The 21,923-nt window shown below is 66.4% G+C and carries 17 protein-coding genes; 13 read left to right on the top strand and 4 right to left on the bottom strand.

Going from position 1 to position 21,923, the window contains the following annotated elements:
- Positions 1-18: 18 nt before the first annotated feature.
- The 4 genes from uidA to BW11_RS07015 all read left to right on the top strand — a co-directional run bounded on the left by uidA (position 19) and on the right by BW11_RS07015 (position 4,156).
- On the top strand, positions 19-1,920 hold the full coding sequence (gene uidA / locus BW11_RS07030; RefSeq protein ID WP_219846733.1) for a beta-glucuronidase: 1,902 nt from the start codon (positions 19-21) through the stop codon (positions 1,918-1,920).
- A 127-nt stretch (positions 1,921-2,047) separates the two neighbouring features.
- The gene (locus tag BW11_RS07025; RefSeq protein WP_181162527.1) at positions 2,048-2,830 is read left to right on the top strand and encodes an AzlC family ABC transporter permease; all 783 of its coding nucleotides are present in this window, start codon (positions 2,048-2,050) and stop codon (positions 2,828-2,830) included.
- Positions 2,827-3,159: a branched-chain amino acid transporter permease gene (locus tag BW11_RS07020; protein WP_140445072.1), complete on the top strand. Its 333-nt coding sequence runs from the start codon at positions 2,827-2,829 to the stop codon at positions 3,157-3,159. Before BW11_RS07025 ends, BW11_RS07020 begins: the two co-directional genes overlap by 4 nt.
- A 19-nt stretch (positions 3,160-3,178) precedes the next feature.
- Positions 3,179-4,156, top strand: a complete 978-nt coding sequence (locus tag BW11_RS07015) for an AEC family transporter (protein WP_140445071.1) — start codon at positions 3,179-3,181, stop codon at positions 4,154-4,156.
- On the opposite strand, the gene BW11_RS07010 is transcribed toward BW11_RS07015, so the two are convergent.
- Positions 4,153-4,938 (bottom strand): SDR family oxidoreductase, encoded by a 786-nt coding sequence (locus BW11_RS07010; protein ID WP_140445070.1) that lies wholly within the window; start codon positions 4,936-4,938, stop codon positions 4,153-4,155. The genes BW11_RS07015 and BW11_RS07010 overlap by 4 nt on opposite strands.
- Before the next feature lie 202 nt (positions 4,939-5,140).
- Between BW11_RS07010 and BW11_RS07005 the strand changes: the two genes are divergently transcribed.
- The 3 genes from BW11_RS07005 (at position 5,141) to BW11_RS06995 (ending at position 8,296) form a co-directional block, all read left to right on the top strand.
- On the top strand, positions 5,141-5,872 hold the full coding sequence (locus BW11_RS07005; protein WP_375137645.1) for a L,D-transpeptidase: 732 nt from the start codon (positions 5,141-5,143) through the stop codon (positions 5,870-5,872).
- A 185-nt stretch (positions 5,873-6,057) separates the two neighbouring features.
- Complete coding sequence (locus BW11_RS07000) at positions 6,058-6,888, top strand: histidine phosphatase family protein (RefSeq protein ID WP_107044755.1); 831 nt, start codon at positions 6,058-6,060, stop codon at positions 6,886-6,888.
- 100 nt (positions 6,889-6,988) lie between these two features.
- Complete coding sequence (locus BW11_RS06995) at positions 6,989-8,296, top strand: uracil-xanthine permease family protein (RefSeq protein WP_140445069.1); 1,308 nt, start codon at positions 6,989-6,991, stop codon at positions 8,294-8,296.
- A 647-nt stretch (positions 8,297-8,943) separates the two neighbouring features.
- Here BW11_RS06995 and BW11_RS06990 read toward each other — a convergent pair.
- Positions 8,944-10,143, bottom strand: a complete 1,200-nt coding sequence (locus tag BW11_RS06990; RefSeq protein ID WP_140445068.1) for an IS110 family transposase — start codon at positions 10,141-10,143, stop codon at positions 8,944-8,946.
- 339 nt (positions 10,144-10,482) lie between these two features.
- On the bottom strand, positions 10,483-11,517 hold the full coding sequence (locus tag BW11_RS06980) for an AraC family transcriptional regulator (RefSeq protein WP_140445066.1): 1,035 nt from the start codon (positions 11,515-11,517) through the stop codon (positions 10,483-10,485).
- Between the two features lie 251 nt (positions 11,518-11,768).
- Here BW11_RS06980 and BW11_RS06975 point away from each other — a divergent pair, with 251 nt between their 5' ends.
- The 3 genes from BW11_RS06975 to BW11_RS06965 all read left to right on the top strand — a co-directional run bounded on the left by BW11_RS06975 (position 11,769) and on the right by BW11_RS06965 (position 14,687).
- Entirely contained in the window at positions 11,769-11,951 is a 183-nt protein-coding gene (locus BW11_RS06975) for a hypothetical protein (RefSeq protein ID WP_107044752.1), read from the top strand.
- Between the two features lie 80 nt (positions 11,952-12,031).
- Positions 12,032-12,745, top strand: a complete 714-nt coding sequence (locus tag BW11_RS06970; protein WP_140445065.1) for an SDR family oxidoreductase — start codon at positions 12,032-12,034, stop codon at positions 12,743-12,745.
- A gap of 157 nt (positions 12,746-12,902) precedes the next feature.
- Entirely contained in the window at positions 12,903-14,687 is a 1,785-nt protein-coding gene (locus tag BW11_RS06965; RefSeq protein WP_140445064.1) for a DEAD/DEAH box helicase, read from the top strand.
- Here BW11_RS06965 and BW11_RS06960 read toward each other — a convergent pair.
- Positions 14,675-16,006 (bottom strand): alpha-amylase family protein, encoded by a 1,332-nt coding sequence (locus tag BW11_RS06960; protein ID WP_181162526.1) that lies wholly within the window; start codon positions 16,004-16,006, stop codon positions 14,675-14,677. The two genes, BW11_RS06965 and BW11_RS06960, sit on opposite strands and share 13 nt — an antisense overlap.
- A gap of 289 nt (positions 16,007-16,295) precedes the next feature.
- On the opposite strand from BW11_RS06960, the gene BW11_RS06955 reads away from it, so the two are divergent.
- The 3 genes from BW11_RS06955 to BW11_RS06945 are packed head-to-tail and all read left to right on the top strand — an operon-like array spanning position 16,296 to position 21,912.
- Positions 16,296-18,197, top strand: a complete 1,902-nt coding sequence (locus BW11_RS06955) for a DUF6020 family protein (RefSeq protein ID WP_140445062.1) — start codon at positions 16,296-16,298, stop codon at positions 18,195-18,197.
- The gene (locus BW11_RS06950; protein WP_140445061.1) at positions 18,194-19,747 is read left to right on the top strand and encodes a hypothetical protein; all 1,554 of its coding nucleotides are present in this window, start codon (positions 18,194-18,196) and stop codon (positions 19,745-19,747) included. Before BW11_RS06955 ends, BW11_RS06950 begins: the two co-directional genes overlap by 4 nt.
- Complete coding sequence (locus tag BW11_RS06945) at positions 19,744-21,912, top strand: hypothetical protein (RefSeq protein WP_140445060.1); 2,169 nt, start codon at positions 19,744-19,746, stop codon at positions 21,910-21,912. The genes BW11_RS06950 and BW11_RS06945 overlap by 4 nt, the downstream gene beginning before the upstream one ends.
- Positions 21,913-21,923 lie beyond the last annotated feature (11 nt).

The raw sequence follows: 21,923 nt of genomic DNA, 5'->3' as shown, positions 1-21,923 counted from the left end.
GCAGAAGGGACGTGGATCATGATGACGATGACGAACGACGGCGCGTTGCTGTACCCGCAGGTGACGGCGACCAGACGCATACAGAGCCTTGACGGCATGTGGCGGTTCCGCTTCGACCCCGAGAGCGAGGGGGAGCGGGACGGCTGGCCCGAGACGGGTCTGCCCGATGCGGCGCAGGTGCCTGTGCCTGCAAGCTTCAACGACCTGTTCACCGACAAGGCGTCACGCGAATACACCGGTGACTTCTGGTACGAGACCGAATTCGTCGCCCCCGGCGAATGGCGGGACAAGGACCTGTTCCTCCGGTTCGACGCCGCCACGCATCGCGCCGACGTGTTCGTCAACGGCATCCCCGTCGGCTCGCACGAGGGCGGATTCACGCCGTTCGCCGTACGCGTCAACGACGCGGTGCGTTGGAACGAGACCAATCGCCTCGTCGTCCGCCTCAACAACGAGCTCAGCCACGCGAGCCTGCCGGCGGGCACCACCGGCACGCTGCCGGACGGCACGAAGGTGTCCGGACCGTACTTCGATTTCTTCAACTACGCGGGGCTGCAGCGTCCGGTGCGCCTCATCGCCGTGCCGGCCGAGGCGGTCACCGGATACGCCACCACGTACGAGCTCCACAAGGACGGTTCCGCCGTCGTCCACTACACGGTCGAGACCAGAGGACTGCGCCCCGAGGACACGCTCCGCGTGCGCCTGATCGACGAGGTGGGAAGCGTCGTGGCGGACGCGCAGGGCACCGAAGGCGAACTCGCCGTCGCGTACGCGCGGCTGTGGGACGTGCGCGACGCCCACCTGTACCGCATCGAGTTCACGATCCTCGACGGCACGGGTGACGCGGCCGCGGCGGACGGCGGCGTCATCGACGAGTACCACGACGAGATCGGCATCCGCACCGTGGAGGTCAGGGGCCGGGAGATCCTGCTCAACGGGCGGCCCGTGTACCTCAGGGGCTTCGGTCGCCACGAGGACAGCGCGATCAACGGGCGCGGCGAGAACCTCGCCGTCGTCACCCGTGACTTCGAGCTCATGAAATGGTGCGGCGCGAACTCCTTCCGCACCTCCCACTACCCGTACTCCGAGGAGGAGCTGCGACTGGCGGACCGCGAGGGCTTCCTCGTCATCGACGAGGTCGCGGCGGTCGGCTTCATGAAGAGTCTCATGAACTTCCTCGACGCCGCCAACGACGATGACGAGCATCGCGGCAGGGGGTTCTTCGACGATCCGGACGTCATGACCCGCACGCTCCACGTGCACAAGGCCGCGCTCGACGAACTGTTCACACGCGACCGCAACCATCCGAGCGTGATTATGTGGAGCCTCATGAACGAGCCCGACTCCGCATCCGAGGCGGCCGTACCGTACTTCCGGGCGATCTTCGACCATGCGCGCACGCTCGACCCGCAGCACAGGCCCCTGACCTACACGAACCTCATGATGGCGGCCGCCGGACGAGACCGGTGCCACGGATTCGCCGACGTGATCTGCCTCAACCGCTACTACGGCTGGTACGTGCAGGGCGGCTACCAGCTGTCCGGTGCGAAGGCCGCGTTCATGGCCGAGATGGACCGGTGGATGCAGATCGAACCCGACAAGCCGTTCGTGTTCACCGAATACGGCGCGGACACCGCCGCCGGCGTGCACAAGCTGCCCAGCGTGCAGTGGAGCGAGGAATACCAGTGCGAATACCTGAAGATGCAGCATGAGGTGTTCGACGCCTACCCGGCGGTCGTCGGCGAGCAGATGTGGAACCTGTGCGACTTCCAGACCGGCGAGGGCATCATGCGCGTCGACGGCAACAGGAAGGGCGCGTTCACCCGCGACCGCCAGCCCAAGGCCGCCGCGTTCCTGCTTCGGGAGCGCTGGAGCGACGCCACGCGATTCGCGGATGCGACGCTCGAATGCCGATCCTGACGGACCGGGCATCCGACGTGAACGCCCCGACCATGTGAGCATCGCGTTCCCGCCTAGGCGGGAACGGTGCTATATTGCCCCGGGTGACCACACGAAGGGTCGAACACAGGACGAAAGGGGCGGAGCCATGGCGGGGCGCGGCGTACGGATCAGGGCATTGAAGGCGGCGTTCCCGCTGACCGTGCCGATCGCGCTGGGCTTCCTGTTCCTCGGCTGCTCGTACGGCATGCTCATGGGTACCAAGGGCTTCTCGTTCGTATGGCCCATGTGCATGAGCGCGTTCATCTTCGCCGGATCCATGGAGTTCGTCACCGTGAACCTGCTCCTGTCCGCGTTCAATCCGCTGGCCGCGTTCCTGCTCGCCCTGATGGTCAACGCACGGCACCTGTTCTACGGGCTGTCGATGCTGGGACGGTTCCGCGGTCTCGGCTGGAAGCGTCCGCTGCTGATCTTCGGCATGTGCGACGAGACGTTCGCCGTCAACTCGTCCGTCCATGTTCCCGAGGGCGTGGACCGGGGATGGCTGTACCTGTGGGTCACGCTGCTCAACCAGTCGTACTGGGTGACGGGCGCGACGCTCGGCGGGATCCTCGGCGCGAACCTGCCGTTCGACACGTCCGGCCTCGAGTTCGTGCTGACCGCCATGTTCCTGGTCATCTTCCTCGAGCAGTGGATGGGGTCGGACACCGGCCGTCGCGGCAGGATCAGCGCGCTGATCGGCGTCGGCGTCTCGATCGCCTGCCTCGCCCTGTTCGGCTCTGACGGGTTCATGATCCCGGCGATGGCGGCGATGATCGTCCTGTTCGTCCTGCTGCGCCCGTGGCTCGACGACCTCGCGACGGGCGCGGCGGCCGATGTCGCCGATGACACCGATGGGAATGGCGCCGAGGGAAAGGAGCGGGTGCGATGACCATGACCGTAATGCAGGGAATCCTCACGATCCTCGCCGTGGTGGCGGGTACGATGCTCACCAGGTTCGTGCCGTTCCTCGTGTTCCCCGAGTCGAAGCGGCCGCCGCGCATCATCGAATACTTCGGCAGGGTGCTGCCGTATGCGATGACCGGTCTGCTGGTCGTCTACGCCCTGCGCGACACGCCGATCACCACCGGCGACCACGGTCTGCCCGAGCTGATCGCATGCACGGCGATCGTCGCCCTGCATCTGTGGCGGCGCAACATGCTCGTCTCCATCGCCGGCGGCACGATCGTCTACATGCTGCTCGTCCAGCTCGTGTTCTGAAAAAAAAGGGGGAAGTAGCGTGCAACAGTTCGATATCGTGCTCGGCCAGATGATCGGCATGGCCGTGATGATGGCGGTCGGATACATCTGCGTGAAGACCAGGGTGCTGGGCGAGGCCGCGCTGAACGGCATCTGCTCGCTGATCCTCAAGGTCGGCATCCCGCTGCTGGTGTTCTCCAACGCCGTGGCCGGCACCACGCGCGCCGATCTCATCGGATCCGACGCGATCATCGCGATGACCCTCGTTATGTACGGCCTGCTCATCGCCGTGTTCACCGCACTGTCATACGTGCTGCGATTAAGGCGGGAACGCGGCCGCATGTTCCGCGGATGCTTCGTGTTCGGCAACGCCGGATTCATCGGACTGCCGCTCGTCATCGCACTGTTCCCCACCAAGGGCGCGCTCTACTTCGCGCTCATGAGCATCGTCGACCAGTTCCTGCTGTGGACGTACGGCGTGTGGACGTGCAAGAAGGTCGACGACCGTCAGTCGGTCGCCGACGAACGTCCGGCGCATGGCTGGCTGGACCGTCTTTCCCCGCTCGTGAGCCCCGCACTGATCGCGGTCGTGCTCGCCGTCGTGCTCATCCTCGCCGACGTGCGCGTGCCCGGGGTGCTGCTCTCCCCGCTGCAGAAGCTCGGCGGCGTCGCCTCGCCCCTGTCGATGGTGTATCTGGGCGGACTGTTCGCGATCCGCGACTGGACCGGGGTTCTGAGGAAATACGAACTGTACGTCGGCATCCTGGCCAAGATGCTCGCGTTCCCGATCGGATTCTACGCGCTGCTCACGTTCGTGCCGCCGATGCTCGGCCTTACACCCGCGAACCCGGACATGGTGCACATGATGACGCTCATCTCCGGCCTGCCCACGATGAGCACGATGGTCATGTTCGCCGAACGCGAGCGCAACCAGCCCGAATACGCGATCGGCATGGTGCTCGCCACCACCGTGGCGAGTCTGTTCACGCTCACCGCCGTCTCGTTCCTCGTGTTCTAGGCCTTGGGACGCCCGCCGTTCATGAACGCGGCGATCCGGCGCGTCAGCGCACGCGGCAGCGCGCGTTCGGCGAACGCCCCGGCCTTCGTGAACGCTCCGGGGTAGGCGAGCACGGCGCCCGCGTTCATCCTGCGATACGCGTACAAGGCGAGCCCGCGGGCCGTGGCGGGCCTGGTCATTGTGAAGAAGTTCCGTCCCGACATGTGCGCGGCCTTCGCGAACCCGGTGGACGTGGGGCCGGGGCACACGCACGTGACCGTCACCCCCGTGCCTTTGAGCTCGTAGGCGACCGCCTCGGAGAACGAACGTACGAACGCCTTCGACGCGAAGTACATCGCCATCCAGGGGCCGGCCATCATCGAGGCGACCGACGAGATGTTGAGGATCCTGCCGTATCCGGCGTCGCGCATGTCCCGTCCGTACAGGCGGGTGAGCGTGGCGAGGGCCTCCATGTTCAGACGCATCATCCGCCGCTGGCGGTCCCAGTCGCCGTCAAGGTACGTCGTCCACTCGCTGAATCCGGCGTTGTTGACCAGCGTGTCGACTTGGAGCCCGCGCGAGCGGGTGAACTCGTGCAGACGCTCGGGCGCGCCTTCCTCGGACAGGTCCGCGGCGAGCGTCTCCACATGGACGCCGAAGTCGCGCTCCAGCACCGACTTCACCCGGTCAAGCCCCGCCCTGCCGCGGGCCACGATCACCAGATCATGCCCGTCGCGCGCCAGCAGGGCCGCCAGCTCCCGTCCGATGCCGTTCGATGCTCCGGTGACCACCGCGTACGCCATGTCCGCCTCCCTTGCGTTGCATGCATCCCCACGTTTTTCCCGTGATCGATGCCGTGATTGGCTGTGATTATTGGTGATTATTCTTACGGGTGATTCTACGCCCGGGCGCCTGTTGCGGGTCCGGAGAATCCGGTACCATGAGGTGTCGGATTCTCCGGATATTGCCGGGACCATTCCAGCCGGAACACCAAGGGGGCGGAAGATGGATCGCGAGTCGGAATACATCGGTCGTCACCGTAGCCATACGGATCTCCTTCTCATCGCGCAGATCGTCATCTGTGCGGTACTCGCCGTCATTCTGTGCATGACGGGTCTCATGTGGCATGCGCGCACCGTCGAGGCGGATCGGGCGAGCGTCGCGGCAGGCGCGCCGGTCGCCGAGGTCGAGACCGCGGCCGACAGGACGGTCGACGCCGATACCGCCGATACCGCCGATACCGCGAGGAAGTCAGCGAAATCGACGGCGCTGACCCGCGGGAAGGTGCCCGCGGTCAATCAGGAGCTCGCCCGCGCCCGCTGGACGAACCCCACCGGCGGCGCCCAGCCGGACCTGTCGCGCTACCGGAACCTCAGCATCGACGTGAGCCTTGCCAAGCAGCGTGTCTACATCAAATCGAACGGCGAGACCATCTACTCCATGATCGTGAGCACCGGCATGAACGACACCACGCCGCACGGCTCATTCACCATCGGCGTGCGCGGCGACCACTTCTACAATCCCGAGGAGAGGATGGGCGCCGACTACTGGGTGCGCATCACGGGCCCGTACCTGTTCCACTCGGTGCCGACGAACGAGAACGCCGGACAGTACCTTCCGGATGAGGGCGACAAGCTGGGTCGTCCCGCCTCGCACGGCTGCGTCAGGCTCAGCATCGCGGACGCGAAGTGGTTCTATGACCAGATCCCGTCCGGCACACCGGTCACCATCGCCTGACGGTCGCATACGTCGCATGCCCCGATCGCCTGACCGCGGTCGGGTCCGCGGGGCCGGCGCGTCTGAACGTTCGATGAACTTTTCCGCCTCCGGCGCACTCGCATGGACCTCGACGTCGCGCATCGACTACGCTGGTGCGGGTATTTCAAGGAACTCTTCAAGGAACCCGAAACGAGGAAGACCGTATGAGCATGCCGCTTGATTTGTATGTGATTCGGCATGGAGAATCCGAGGCGAACGTCATCGTCAACGCCGGCAACAGGGGAGACAACTCCCTGTACACACAGGACAACGTCACCGTGCCGGACCGTTCGTGGAGGCTCACCGCCATAGGCCGCAAGCAGGCCGACTGCATCGGACGCTGGCTCGTCGGCCAGCAGCAGCTGTTCGACCGCTACATGGTTTCCCCATACGTGCGCACGCGCGAGACCGCCGCCACCATGGCCCTGCCCAAGGCCAAATGGGAGGAGAACCGCGTCATCCGCGAACGCTCCTGGGGCGAGATCAACACGATCACCAAAGACGAATTCCGCACCAACTACGCGCGCAACTGGATGTTCAAGAACACGGACCCGCTCTACTGGCGTCCGCCGGCAGGCGAATCCATCGCCGACGTGGCCGAGGACCGCGTGCACAACGTGCTCACCTCCCTGTCGCGAAAGTCGGATGCAGGCAGCGTCGTCATGGTCACGCACGGCGACTTCATGCTCGCCATGATGCTCACCATCGAGGACCTCTCCGACGAGGAGTTCCTTCACCGCGCCGACTCGCCGGACTGGGCGATCACCAACTGCACGTGCCTGCACTACACGCGCCGCGACCCGGAGACCGGACGAACCTCCAAGCGCGTGCGCTGGGAGCAGACCGCCCGCCCGGTACTCAACGAGGAGACCGGCAAGTGGGAGGTGAAGGTCAACGAGTGGCGCGAGTTCAAACGCCCCTACCTGTCCAACGGCGATCTGGTCGATGTGGTGCAGGCCGTCGACCCGCATCTGCGCGAATATTACGGCAAGTGAACGGCGGGTGAACCGGAACGTGCCGTGAGGCGGCTACAATGGCTTCGGATTCGCGGGCTGAAGGTCATGCCCGCGCGAGAGAAGCTAAGGAGAGCCGCATATGAGCACATCCGCGCCCAAAGGCAACATCTTCCAATGGAATCTGCACGGGGACGGCAAGACGCTGCGCCCCGGCGAGGTCGTCGAACCCGATGAGCGCCTGACGTGGGGCCGCACCGCCGGCATCGGCGCGCAGCACGTCGTCGCCATGTTCGGCGCCACGTTCCTCGTGCCGATCCTCACGGGCTTCGACCCGTCCACCACCCTGTTCTTCACTGCGCTGTCGACCGCGCTGTTCCTGCTCATCAACAGGAACGTGCTGCCGAGCTACCTCGGCTCCAGCTTCGGCTTCATCGCGCCGATCACCGCCGTGACGACCGCGGGCAAGGGCATCGCCGTCGCCAGCTTCGGCATCATGGTCACCGGCCTGCTGCTCGCGTTGATCGGCGTGGCCGTGCACTACGCGGGCTCGAAGTGGATCGACATCATCATGCCGCCGGTCGTCAACGGCGCCATCGTCGCGATCATCGGCTTCAACCTCGCGCCCAGCGTGTGGAACAACTTCAAGGCCGCCCCCGACACCGCGCTCGTCACGCTCGTGGCCGTGCTGCTCGTCGCCGTCCTGTTCCGCGGTCTGGCGGGACGCCTCAACATCCTGCTCGGCGTGATCATCGGCTACGTGTACGCGTGCGTCCGCGGACAGGTCGACTTCTCCGCGATCGGCAAGGCCGCGTGGGTGGGCCTGCCGCAGTTCCACACCCCGCAGGTCGACTTCTCGATCCTGCCGATGTTCCTGCCCGTCGTGCTCGTGCTTGTCGCCGAGAACGTCGGCCACGTCAAGTCCGTGGCGCAGATGACCGGCCGCGACTACGACGGCCAGATGGGCACCGCCCTGTTCGCCGACGGCCTCGGCACCGCGATCGCCGGCTTCGGCGGCGGCTCCGGCACCACCACGTACGGCGAGAACATCGGCGTGATGGCCGCCACCAAGGTGTATTCGACCGCCGCCTACTGGTGCGCGGCCGGCTTCGCGCTCCTTTTGAGCCTGTGCCCGAAGTTCGGCGCGATCATCAACACGATCCCCGCCGGCGTGCTCGGCGGCGTCACCACGCTGCTCTACGGCATGATCGGCATGATGGGCATCCGCATCTGGGTGGAGAACAAGGTCAACTTCGACAAGCCGCTCAACATCATGGTCGCCGCGATCGTGATGATCATCGCCATCGGCCAGTTCGAGTTCGCGTTCAATGGCATCCAGTTCAACGGCATCGCCATCGGCACGATCGTGATCCTCGTCGCCTACCATGGCCTCAAGGCCATCGGCAAGGCCACCGGCACCATCGAGAAGGACGACCCCGACATCCAGTAGTCACCGCGTCCGGTAACCGTTCGGCCCCCTTCAATGTGCTAGGGGGCCGTCTTTTTATGTCTAGATCTTCGGATGGCATATATGGCGATGACCATTCGCGGGATCGGCAGGGAAGCCGAGAAGACCTTTCGGAAGCTTTTCTGTTGATTGATAGGCATGTTATGGGTTTGGATTGGCGGTTGATTTGCCACTCAATGCGATAATCCCCGTAATCCGCGCTGAGTGGCACGAGATGCTGCCGCTCAATGTGTTTTTCGGCAGTTTTCGCGTTGAGTGGCAGCGATCACGCGACTCCTATCATCCGGTGTGAATCGTCGCGATACCCAAAATGGCCATTTTCCAACGTTTTTGAGAGACGCGTTTCAACGGAGAATCGTGCCTTATGGGCTGACTGCTGCCGCTCAATGAAGAATGCGGCCAAAAATGCGTTGAGTGGCAGCATCCTGTGCCGCCGAACGCGATTTTCGGCGATTATCGCGTTGAGTGGCAGCGCATCCCCGTTCCGCCTCGCCATTGCGTACTGGTAATGTGTTCCTATGTTTTTGTCAACCTTGTGAGGGGTTGTTGTGTCGTGTCTGGGTTGGTTGTGATGGGCGTGCTTCGCCTTGGCCTTGGCTGTTCGTTGCCGTGGTCCGTGTCGGTTGGTTTCAGGCGGCGAGGGTTTGTTCCTGGTAGAGGGTGCCGTTTTTGAGCATGCTGTAGATCACGTCGCAGCGTCGTCGGGCGAGGCAGATGATGGCGGCGTTGTGGTGCTTGCCCTGTTCGCGTTTGCGTTTGTAGTAGGTCCTGGAGGCGGGGTGTTTGACGGAGGCGACGAACGCGGCCTGCCAGAGGGCGTTCTTGAGGCGTTTGTTGCCGGCGCGTGCGGGCTTCTCGCCTTTGATGCTGGTGCCGGACTGGCTGGTGACGGGCGCGATGCCGGCGTATGAGGCCAGGTGCGCGGCCGATGCGAAGCCGGTGACGTCGCCGCCGATGGAGAGCAGGATGTTGCTTGCGGTCCTGACGCCTATCCCGGGCATCGACGTCAGGACCGTGAGAAGAGGGTGGTCCTCCAGCAGGGACTCGACCTGTTCGCCGACCTGCCGGCGGCGTTCCTTGATGGCCCTGATGTCCCGGACGATGGCGGGGATGATGCTCTCGGCCGTGGCGGTGCCGGGCACGGTGACGGTCTGCTCGCCGATCGCCCCGAACATGTCGTCGATGATCCGTCCGGCGTGCAGCCGGTTGTCGCGCGCCCACCGGCGGACCTCGTCGGCGCCCGCGGCGTTCATGGCCGCGGGCCCGCCGTAGCGTTCGAGCAGCGCGAGGGTCGCGTCGCGCGTGATGCGTTCGCCCTTCAGGGCGCGTTCGAACGCGGGGTGGGTGTGCAGCAGCAGGCTGCGCAGGCGGTTGATGTGCCGGGTGGATTCGTGGGCGAGGTCCTCGTCGTGGCCGGCCAGGATCTTCAGGGCGGCGAGGGTCTCGTCGTCCGGGCCCGCGTCCCGCAGGCTCTCGGGGAGCTTGAGCGCGGCCCATGCGATCACGTACGCGTCGCGCCTGTCGGTCTTGGCCTTGCCGGGCAGCAGGTCCGCGGTCTTGCGCATCGACGAGCCGGGCAGGTAGGCGACCCGCACGCCCATGTCGCGCGCCACGGTCAGGGGCAGGGACCCGATGGTGTTGGGCTGGTCGACGACCAGCAGCACCCGCCCCCGCCCGGAGAGCCGTTCGAGCATGGCGCGGATGGCCCTCTCGTCCTGCTTGAGCGGCTTGTCGTACACGGTGCGGCCGTCGCGGTCGAGGGCGCACGCGTGGTGCGCGCTCTTGCCCACGTCCAGTCCGACCCAGAGGTCGATGTCGTCCGGTGTCATCGTCCGTTTTCCTTCCGCTGGTCGTTTCGGCCGCCGTGGACCCCGTATGGATGCGGGTCCGGGCGTCCGCGCCGCATCCACATTACGAAGAGACCTGCGCCATGCGTCCCGAAGCGTCCGTGCGGGCGGCCTGATTCCTATCAGCGGTCTGCGAACGCCCCCGCTCCCGGCGACAACACCCCCGGATCATCAACGACAGGGCAAGAGAGTCATACCGGAACCGGCGACCAGACCCCGACTAACGAGGCCTACAAAACATGGTAATGGGGAGAGAAGAAGCGGTCCGAAGGGGCCGCGGGAGACGCCGCATCGGGTGAAGGACGGATGCACCGGACGGTGCTACCGCGCCCGGTAGGCCTTGGGGGTCAGGCCGGTGCGCCGCCGGAAGACGCTGATGAAGTAGCTCGACGACGCGAAGCCACAGGCGCGCGCGATCTCCGCGACCGACCCGTTCGTGCCGTCGAGCAGGCGCTTCGCCTCCTCCAGACGCCGGTCGGCGAGATACTCGTTCGGTGTGCGTCCCACGTAACGCCGGAACAGCGCGCAGCATCGGCTACGGCCCACGCTGCCGGCCGCCGCGATGTCGTCCAGCGACAGCGGTTCGGCGAACCGGCGCTGGATCAGTCCGGTCATGCGCAGCACGGTGAGGCGGTCACGCTGGTCGTCCGACGCCGATACGACGGGATCGGGGCCGGCGGTTGTGCCGGTCGTGTCGGCCGTGCCGTCGCCGTGGATGCCATACGGCGCCGGTCCTGTCCCGTCCGATCGACGGGCCGGCCGGAACCGGTCCAGCACCTGATCGATCAGGCCGATCGCGGTCATCGCCGCCGGCAGCGGGTCGAGGTCGTCCGCGTCGTCCATCGGCCGGCCCACCTCCGACGGGCGCAGACGCCGTTCGCCGTGCAGCTGTTCGACGATCCTGTCGATGTCCATGAGCACGCCGCGCTGCCAATCCACGTCGGGGGAGAGGAACAGCAGGTCGTCCATGTCCTGCGCGAACGCGCGCTCGCAGCGTGCGGCCACGCCCTGCGAAAACCCCTCGACGAGCTGCGGGTCGATCACCGCGCAGGAGAACCGGGCCTCCTGCCGGTCGGGGGAGAAGCCGTAGTGCAGCCGGCTCGAGTTGACCACCAGCCCCTCGCCCGCCGCGAGCCGTGTGACCGCGCCGTTGACGAAATAGCGCATCGTGCCGCTGACCACACGCACGAACTCCAGATCCCGGTGCCAGTGGCATGCGCACCGGTAGTCGTAGATCGACAGCGAATCGCATCGGGCGTACACCGGCAGCCCCCGCACCGCATACGGCACCCGTTCCGACAGATCCGACAGCAGCGACAGCCGCCGCGTCTCCTGCGGTTCTGCCGTCATCCCCATGCCCTGCTCCTTCACGTCATGCGCATATGATCATATGATCTCGGCTGCGCACGATTTTACTATTACGGCATCCGCAAGCGACATTTCCCGCACCGTGGCGAGCCTTCCCAGAACGTATCCTGTAATCAGCTTCGGGCTGCAGCGAAGAAGTGCATAGACCAACCGGTACGAATGGCTCATATGGAGGATTGTCATATCCGCATACGGGCCGTGCCGTATCGGCACCAATGTCCGAAGGAGCACTGACCGCCATGACCGCAGCACACATCCACACGAACGTCACCCCGCTCACCCGTCTCAGGGCGGCGTACGCGGAACTCATGCGGGGGTTCTTCGCCGCATGCCGCCGCTGGACCGCCGACCACATCGCCCGCCCCGACGAGGAGAACTGGTTCGCGATGTGGATCCCCGCATCCGCCTCGCAGATCGCCTGAAACGTGCGTCTGAACGGTTCGATACGCTGACCGTGACAATCACACCATCGGACGGATACGTCGGAAGGCAGGGAATCATCATGGCTCACGCAACGAACGGGAAGAGGATCGCGATCGTCACCGGAAGCGCCTCCGGGCTCGGCCGGGAACTGGCCGTGCGCCTCACGGAGCGCGGCTGGTTCGTGGCCGGCGTCGACTTCGACGCCGAACGTCAGGCCGCGCTCGCCGAGGCCCTCGGCGCCGACTCGTACCGCGCCTTCGTCGGCGACGTGTCCGACGAGGCGTTCGTGAAGGCGTCCGTCGCCGAGATCGCGGGCCTCGGCCACATCGACCTGCTGATCAACAACGCCGGACAGCCCTCGTTCAAGGCGCCCATCGCCTACGAGGGCGCCGACGTCGACCGTTGTCTCAAGGGGCTCAAGGGCATGATCCTGTGGAGCGTCGAGACGCTCAAGGCCGACGGCGAGACGGACCTCAAGATCGCGAACGTGATGAGCACCGCCGCCACGCGCGGCAACGCCAACGAATCGGTCTACTGCGCCGCCAAGTGGGGCGAGAAGGGCTACACGCAGAGCCTCAAGGCCGCCTACAAGGGCTCGAGCGTCAAGATCGTCGGCGTATACCCCGGCGGCATCGACACCGACTTCTACCGCGACAGCCACGACTACGTGTCCGAGGAGAAGCAGCACACGTTCATGGACCCCGGCGAGCTCGCCGACGTGATCCTGTTCAACCTCGTCAACGACGCCAACCTGACCGTCTCCGACATCCTCATCGAACGCAACTACCGCTGAACGCCGGCACAGGGCGACGCCGGCACGGACGGCAAAGGCAAAGTATCGGGCACGGGGTAATGTAGGGGAGTTTGCGCGCGGGACGCGCGTTTTCCCCTACATATGAAAGGCCATCGTGCCCATTACCGATTCTTCAGTATCATCCGCTTCGCCGAACATGGGCGGCGAGGGTGACGGACAGGCCGTCACCTTCGCCGATCTCGGCGTACCCGGCCCGCTGCTGCGCGTGCTCGCCGCCGACGGCAAGAGCGAGGCGTTCCCCATCCAGGCCGACACCCTGCCCGATTCGCTGGCCGGCCGTGACATCCTCGGCCGAGGCCGCACCGGCTCCGGCAAGACCCTCGCATTCTCGATCCCGCTCGCCGCGCGTCTCATGGAGGCCGCGTGGGAGCCGGGCATGCCGATGGCCGAATACCGCCGCAACGTCAAGGCCATCCGCCGGGAGCATCTCGCCGAACGCGAGGCCGGCGGCTTCCACCCGCATCCGCGCGGGCTCATCCTCGCGCCGACGCGCGAACTCGCCAACCAGATCAACGAGGTCATCCAGCCGCTCGCGCAGATGGCGGGCATGACCACCACCACCGTGTACGGCGGCGTCAAGCAGAACCGTCAGGTGCGCGACCTCATGGCGGGCGCCGACATCGTCGTCGCATGCCCGGGGCGCCTCGAGGACCTGCTCAATCAGCGTCTGCTCACCCTATCCGACGTAGGGGTCGTCGTGCTCGACGAGGCCGACGAGATGGCCGACATGGGCTTCCTGCCCCAGGTGCGCCGCATCCTCAAGCGCATTCCGGCCGATGCCCAGCACATGCTGTTCTCCGCCACGCTCGACCATGGCGTCGACGAGCTGGTGCGCGAGTTCCTGCACGATCCCAAGACCCACAGCGTCGACGACGTGAACACCGAGCCGGACCTCATGACCCAGCACGTGTTCGAGGTGGAGAAGGCCGACAAGTTCGAGGTGGTCCGTCAGCTCGCCTCGGGCACGGGCCGGCGCATCCTGTTCACCCGCACCAAGTTCCAGGCCAAGAAGCTCGCCAAGAGCCTGACCAACAGCGGCGTGCCCGCGGCCCAGCTGCACGGCAACCTGAGCCAGAACCAGCGCGACCGCAACCTCGCCGCGTTCGAACAGGGCGATGTCAACGTGATGGTCGCCACCGACGTGGCGGCGCGCGGCATCGACGTCTCCGGCGTCGAACTCGTCGTCCAGGTCGACCCGCCCGCCGACCCGAAGTCGTTCACGCATCGTTCCGGCCGTACCGCGCGAGCGGGCCGCGCCGGCGACGTGGTCACGCTCGTGCTGCCCTACGAGCGCCGCGAGGTCTCCCGACTGCTCAAGGCCGCGGGGATCACGGTCAGGCCGGTGAAGGTCACGCACGCCTCGGACGAGGTCAAGGAGCTCATGGGGGTCAAGGCCCCGATCGTCAAGGACTGGAGCCTCGACGAGACTCAGCCGGCCGTCGACCCGCGTGGCGGCGCAAACGCCGGAAACGGCAGATCCGGCAGATCCGGCGCGGCGAAGACCGTCCGGTCGGCCGGAGCAGCTCGCGCCGATCGGGCCAAGGCGCTCGCGCACATGCCCAAGGCGTCGTCGGACGGCGCGGATCGCGGTCGAGCGGATGCGAAGGAGCCGGGGGAGACGAGGCCGGACCGTCGGCGTCGCGATCGCGGCCGGTCCGAGGCGCGTCGCGCTGATTCCCGTCGGGGGGTCGGTACGGTCTCGGGTCGCCGGTCGCACGGTTCGAAGCCGCGTTCCGGATCCGCCTCCGCCTCCGACGGCGGCAAGCGCATCCACCGGCACGACGAGAACCGCATCGTCACCGATGAGCGCTCCGAGGCGGTCAAGCGCCACGAACGACGCATGGAGGCGCGCTACGGCGCTAAGCGCGAGACGGCCGGCAGGCGCTCGGCGGGGCGTCGTCGCGGCCGTCAGTACCGGTAGAGAACGGTGCCGGATGCGTCCTGGATCTCGAAGGACGGCTTCGACTCGATGTCCAACTCGACGGTGAGCCGGTCGGAGCCGTCCGTGGCGATCGAACGGTAGACGAACCGCCTGTTTTCGAGCAGCACCTTCTCGGTGCGCGCGTCCAGCAGCCACGGGTTGCGCCTGCGCAGGGCGATCAGCGCCTGATGCAGTCGGTAGACGGGTTCGCCGAGCCTCGACAGCTCGTCGGGGAAGTCGGGGAACTTCGGCCTGATGTCGTCATCGCCGCCGAGCACCTCGCGCTTGACGCCCACATAGCCCTGTTCGTCGCCGTAGTAGATGCTCGGCACGCCGCCGACCGTCATCAGCACCGCGAGGGCGAGCGCCGCCTTGTCGGCGCCGATCTGCGAGGCGATGCGCGTCACGTCGTGGTTGCCGATGAACGTCTGCGGCACGAACGCGTCGAGGAACGCGTTGTGGCGTGTGAGGTTCCAGTCGAGCTCGAAGAAGTTGTCGGTCTCGAGCGCATGCTGGATCGACTTCCACAGCTCGTACTGCGTGACCGCGTCCATCGTCGAGCGCTCCACGATCGCCGGATAGTCGCCGTGGATGACCTCGCCGAAGATCCACGTGTACGGGTGCGCCTGCCTGACGCGCGGCAGCACCTTCTCCCAGAAGCCGGTCGGCACCGCGTACGCGGCGTCGAGGCGCCATCCCGAGGCGCCCCGATCAAGCCAGTGGTTCATCACGCGGGTGACGTAGTCGACGGTCGCGGGACTGTCGTGATCGAGGTCGACCAGCCTGTCGTGGCCCTCGAATACGTCCAGAACGGGGGCTCCTGCGGCGTCGAGCCTTGCCCGGACCAGTCCGCGCCACGGCTCGTCATCGGGGGAGAGGCTGCCGGACGCCTCGTCGATCGCCGCGCGGACGGCGGGATGATTGCGCGAGACGTGGTTGAACACGCCGTCGAGGACGATGGACAGGCCCATGTCGCGGCAGGCATCGGCCAGGGCGTCGAACGCGCGGTCGCCGCCGAGACGCACGTCGACGTGCATATGGTCGAGCGTGTCGTAGCCATGCGTGTCGGATTCGAAGATCGGCCCCAGCAGCAGACCGGAGACGCCCATGTCACGGGCGTAGCCGAGCCAGGGGATCAGCGCGTCGAGTCCGCGTCCGTGGAATTCGCGCGGACCCCGGGGGCGGATGTCGCATCCGCAGAATCCCAGCGGGTAGACATGCCAGAAGATTCCGTGACGCACCCAGTCGGGCAGTGATCCGGTCAGCCTTGGATCCGTCTCCGTCACCGTTGATCCGGCAGCGCCTGTCGTGTCGGCCATACGCATCGTATCGATCCTGCCGTGATGGGTCATGGGGTACCTCCATTCAAGAATCCCGTTTCAGGAACATCGCGAACACTGAATATTGACACCATGTCTATTTTCTCATATCGGGCGGATCGCCGTGCGAGGCCGGCGCATCGGCCGCCCGTCCGCCCGTTCGTACGAGTCACCCGTGAGGGGAAACGCCGACGGACATGCCCGCCGAGCGTTACCACAATGACACCGCTCGGTGAACAATGAGCCAATTGGCCGCCTGAGGAAAGAGACGTCCCCTATCGTCGTAATCATGATTGTGGGCAGGTTCAGATCGCCGTCGGCGCTACAGGCGGCGATCTGCCTCGTATCCGGCGCGATCGTGACGGCCGCGGACGAGGCAGCCACCGTGGCGGCCATCGACCCGTTCGACATCCGTTTCGTTGGCGGAAGTATCCTTGTCGCCGTCGTCCTGCTCGTCGCGTTCCTTCTCGTCGAGGCGCTGATGACGCCCACCGAACCCGGCGTCCCCCATGCCGGCCGGCGCCGCGACGAGCGCCACGCCGGCCGACTCGCGAACCTCGCCGCCGCGTTCCGCCGCGCCGCATCCGCCGTCGCCGAGCGCTATCACGCGCTGCCGCCCGTGGGCCGTCTCGTCTTCCCCGCCCTCCTCATGCTCCTGTGCTGGAGTCCGATCATCGTCATGATGTACCCGGGCACCATCTGGTACGACACCGGCGACCAGATCGCCCAATGGTACGGCATCGAGGCCTACGGGCAGCCCGCCGGATCGATCTCCTCGCACCACCCCGTCCTCGACACCATCGTCTTCGGATCCCTCGCCCGGCTGGGCGACGCGCTCGCCGGCGACTATCAGACCGGCATCAGCGCATACATCCTCGTGCAATGCGTGATCATGGCGCTGGAGCTGACGGGCGTATGCCGATACGTGGCGCGCGTCGGCCGGCCGGGGGCGGGGCGTGGCGCGGGGATTGCGCTCTTCGTGTTCTTCTCGCTGTTCCCCGCGTTCCCGATCTTCATGATGTCGATCGTCAAGGACTCCCTGCATCTGCTGGCGTTCGTGCCGTGGCTCGTGATGGTCGCCGAGACCGCGCGCACCCGTCTGAAGGCGTTGCGCTCGCCCCGTTTCGCGATGGGTCTGACGATCCTGTCCGTCCTCGCGGCCCTGACCACGATGACCGGCCTGTACGTGACGGTGCTGACCCTGTGCTGCCTGCCGCTGACTCGGGTCGGACTCACTGCGCGACGGCATGACGGTCCGACACGCGCGGACCGGCTGCGCGCCATCTCCTGTGCGGCCGTGACGGCCATCATCGCCATGATCGTGTTCCCCGCCGCCGTGCGCGGACCATTGCACGTGGTGGCCGAGGATCGCAACCAGCTGCTGGTCGTGCCGATGCAGATGACCGCACGGTACGCGCTCGACCATCCCGACGACGTGACCGACGCCGAACGTGCCGCCATCGACCGGGTCAACCACGTGCCGTTCGAGGACATGGCCGCACACTACAACCCGTATCTCGCCGATCCGATCATCCAGTACTCGCTGCGTGATCCCGCGGGCGTCGGCGACTATCTCAGGGCATGGGCCTCGATGGGTCTGCGGCATCCGGACTCCTACATCCAGGCGTTCGCCGCTCTGGAATCGGGATGGTTCGCGTTGAAGCGCACGCCGCTGAACGTCACCGACCGGGGGATCGGCCTCGACGAGCTTGCGCAGGCCGCGCCGCGGGCGACGGCCAACCGCATCTGGTTCCAGATCGCCAACGCGATCAGCCCGCCGTTCTCCCGCATGCCCCCGTACCGGTCGAACCCGGACGGACAGGCGCGCGCCTATGCGCTGTGGGGGTTCTGGCAGTCGACGCCGGTGCTCGACGTGCTCACGCTCACCGCACTGTGGACGTTCGTCGCGCCCATGTTCCTGCTGTTCCGTCTGGCGCGGCCACGGGCGCGCACCGGATCGAAGGCGCCGGGAATGCGCACCGCGCTGCCGGCCGTCTACGCGGCGCCACTGGTCTGGTCGCTGCTCTCCCTGCTGCCCAACGCCATCTCCGTCCCGCTCAAGCCCACGGCGAGCCGATACATGCTGTGGGCGCTCGTCGTCATCCCGTTCACGCTCGCCCTGTGCGCATGCGCACCGAACACGTCGAACGCATCGAATCCAAAGCAAGAGAAAGAAGGAAACGCCCGATGAATCGCGGACTCATCCTGAACCTCATCAGCAACCTCGCGTTCTTCATCAGCGGCTACGCGATCCACTTCTTCCTCGGCGGATTCGCCTCGCCCGCAGCCTACGGAGTGGTCGGCACGGTGATCACCGTGCTCGACATCGAATACCTGTTCGTGTCCAACGGCGCACGCCAGTCACTGTCACGCACCCTGTCGGCGGGACGCTACGATCCGCGTGACCTGATCGTCAAGACCCTGGCCGTGCAGATGGGCATCGTGGCCGTGTTCGTGCTCATCGACGTGGCCGGCGCCCCCGTGTTCGGACGCGTGCTGGGCGACCGCTCCCTCGACCTGTACATGCGTCTGGCCGCCTTCCTCGTGCCGGCCAACGGATTGTACGTGGTGATGCTCGGCATCAACGACGGCCTCAGGCGCTTCGGCCACAGCGCGCTCCTGTCCACGCTGTATCCGCTGATCAAGCTCGGCACGATCCCGCTGATCATGTTCGTGTTCCCCGACCGCCCGGTCATCGGCGTCGAGGTCGGCTACTGCGCGTCGATGGTCCTCGTCATCGTGCTCGGCATGCTCATGCTCGCCCCCCATCTGATCGACCTGAAGCGAGGGGACGGGAACGGATCGCGCGCGCCGCGCATCGGCTGGCGTCAGGCCGCGCGCGGCACGCTGTCGTTCTCCCTGTTCTTCATCATGGCGTCCCTGGTGCTGAGCGCCGACACGCTCGTCGTCAAGGCGAACCTGCCCGACGGGATGGCCGGCTTCTACACGGGTGCGATGAACTTCGGCAAGACCACCTACTATCTGCTGCAGGCGTTCGCCGTGATCATCCTGCCCGTCGTCTCCGGCCTGATCGGCCAGGGGCTTCGCGACGAGGCGCTCGGCAAGGCGCGCGAACTGGTCCTGCTGGCGGTGGTGTTCATCCTGCCGATGGCCGTCTCGATCTCGGCGACGAGCACGAACCTCCTGTCGTCCTTCTACTCGCAGCAGTTCGCCGTGGCGGCACCCGCCCTGTCGTGCCTGTCGCTCTCCAGCTTCTTCATGGGCGCCACCGTGATGCTCAACATGGTGCTCAACGCCGAGAGGGACACGCGGTTCTCCGACGTGCTCTCCGGCATCTCCCTGCCGGTCGTGGTCGTCGCGTTCGTCCTCGCCGCGCGCTTCGGCGGCATCACCGCCGTGGCCGGCGTGAGCATGGCCTCCACGTTCGCCACGATGACCGTCTCCTACGTCCAGGTGCGTCGCAGGTTCGGCGACGTCATGTCGAAGACCGCGTGGCGCGCCGTCGGCGTCAACGTCGTCCTGTGGATCGTCATGGCGGCGCTCGGCGCTGTGCTGCCCACCCGCAACTTCATCGTGCTCGTCCTCGTATACGCGCTCGAATACGCCGCATATCTGACGCTGCTCGTCGCCATGGGCATCCTCGACCTCACGCAGATCAGGCGGTTCGCCTCGGGGCTCGGCCATGGACGCGACGACATGCGGCGGATGCCGACCGCCGCGGCGTCCGCCGCGCATGGCGCCGCGTCGGGTGCCACCGGCATTGACGGAGCCGCCCGATGACCCCGCAGAGCGATCCGCGCGCCGCTATGACGAGCGCCTTCAGAAGACACGCCGCGGCCGTCATCGCGGCCGTCATCGTCATTATCCTCGAACTGTTCGTCTTCAACCTGCCGTTCTGGCAGACGCTTGGGAGCCATCCCGTCGAGGCGCATGACGACGGCGTCGGCACCGGACTCGTGGTCGAGGAGGGAGGCATCGCCGTCGTCACCGACCCCGATCAGGCGTGGCGCGACATCTCCTCCGACCAGTGGATCGAATACCTGTACATGGGGCATACGAACTCCGAACACCCCCATCAGGGCGATCCCGTACGCTGGCGGATCTCCACCGCGAAGAACACCGACGGAGGCTGGTACGACGCCAACGCCGACGTCGGATACTCGCCCTCGTCCGAGGCGTCACGCTATTCGAGGGTCGGCGGACGGGCCACCCGCGTGCGCATCCGCTACCAGATGGACAAGGGGGCGGTCATCCCGTACAACCCCATCACCGTCAACCCCCGGGTGCCGCTGCGATTCGAACCGCTGCGAGTGGCGGTCGAGATCATCATCGCCGCGCTCATCGTGCTGTTCCGACCCTCGTCGCGCCTCTACCGCACGCCCTTCGGCCGCGGCCGCGCCTGCATCGTGCCGCTCGGCGCATGCGCGGCGCTCACCTGTCTGACGCCGCTTGCCCTGTTCGCGATGGCCGCGCCGCAGGAGAGCCCGGACCCCGTCTACTGGGACTTCTACGCCACGTATCAGGCCACCGACCAGTACCAGCGGCTCGCCGACGCGATACTCCACGGCCGTCCGTGGCTCGACTATCCGGTCAACGGCGCGTTCGCAGACATGGCCAACCCGTACGACACGCGCTCGCGCACGCTGCTCGCCCTGAATCACCCCGAGACGCCCATCTACTTCGATGTGGCCTTCCACGACGGCAAATACTACAGCTACTTCGGCGTCCTGCCGGCGCTGCTCCTGTTCGCCCCGTTCAAGGCCGTCACCGGCATGCGTCTGCCCACCAATGCGGGCGTCGCCATCAGCGCCCTGCTCGCATCCGTCGCATGCGCGCTGCTCGTCATTCAGATCGCCCGTCTGATCGCGCGCCGGCGCCCCGTCTCGCTCGGCGCCGTGATGCTCGGCATGGTCATGATCATGCTCGGCAACGGCATCGCCATGCTCATCCAGCTGGGTCTGTTCTACCAGATCCCGCAGGAGATGGCGGTGGCCTGCGCGGCCGGGGGCATCTGCCTGTGGATCGAGGCGAGACTGCGCGGCCTCGACCTGCGGTTCCTCGCCGGAGGGTCGCTGCTCATGGCCCTGACCATCGCCTGCCGTCCGCAGGTGATCCTCGCGTCCCTGATCGCGATACCCCTGTTCGCCGACGACATCGTGCGACTGTGGCGGGGCGGGCTCGCCGGCCGTCGCGGCCTCGTACGGGAGGCTGCGGTATGGGCGTGCGCCATCGTGCCGTACCTGCTCGTGTTCGCGCCGCAGTTCGCGTACAACATGGTCCGGTTCGGCTCGCCGACGAACTTCGGCGCCACCTACAATCTCACCGGATACGACATGACGCACTTCCACGCGCCGCTCACCCAGTATCCGGCGTTCGTCTTCCACTACCTGTTCCAGCCGCCGAACCTGACGGCGCACTTCCCGTTCGTCGGATGGGATGCGATTCCGCTGACCACGTGGCGTTCCGAGCACCCGCATTTCGGCGGATGGTTCATGACCGACGCGCCGTTCGCCCTGATCCTGTTCGCCGTCGTCCTGTGGCGGCCGCTCGCCCGACGGGTCAGGGCCACGGGGCTCGTCGCCGGGGCCCTGACGAGCGCTCTGCTCGCCTTCCTCATCAACGCACGCATCACCGGCGTCGACTACCGGTACGAGATCGACTTCGCATGGATGATCATGATCGCGGTGCTCGTGGCGCTCTACGCGCTCGACACCGAGCTCAACGCCGTCGGGGACGCCAATGCCTGCGCGGACATCATGCCGGGTCCGGATGCGCAGGCGAGCGTCCTCGACGCGCATGACACGCTGCGGCGGCTCGTGTTCGGCGGGTTCGCGATTGCGGTGGCGCTCGCGTTCCTGTTCCTGTTCCTCAAGCAGTTCGCCGACGGCATGAACATGCCCGTGCGCATCCGCTGGGACGTCGCCTCCTGGTTCCTCTTCATGTGAGCGGCTCGGCC

The organism is Bifidobacterium sp. UTCIF-38, from assembly GCF_006454495.1.
Taxonomy (GTDB): domain Bacteria; phylum Actinomycetota; class Actinomycetes; order Actinomycetales; family Bifidobacteriaceae; genus Bifidobacterium; species Bifidobacterium callitrichos.
This window is presented reverse-complemented; position numbering and strand designations above follow the sequence as displayed.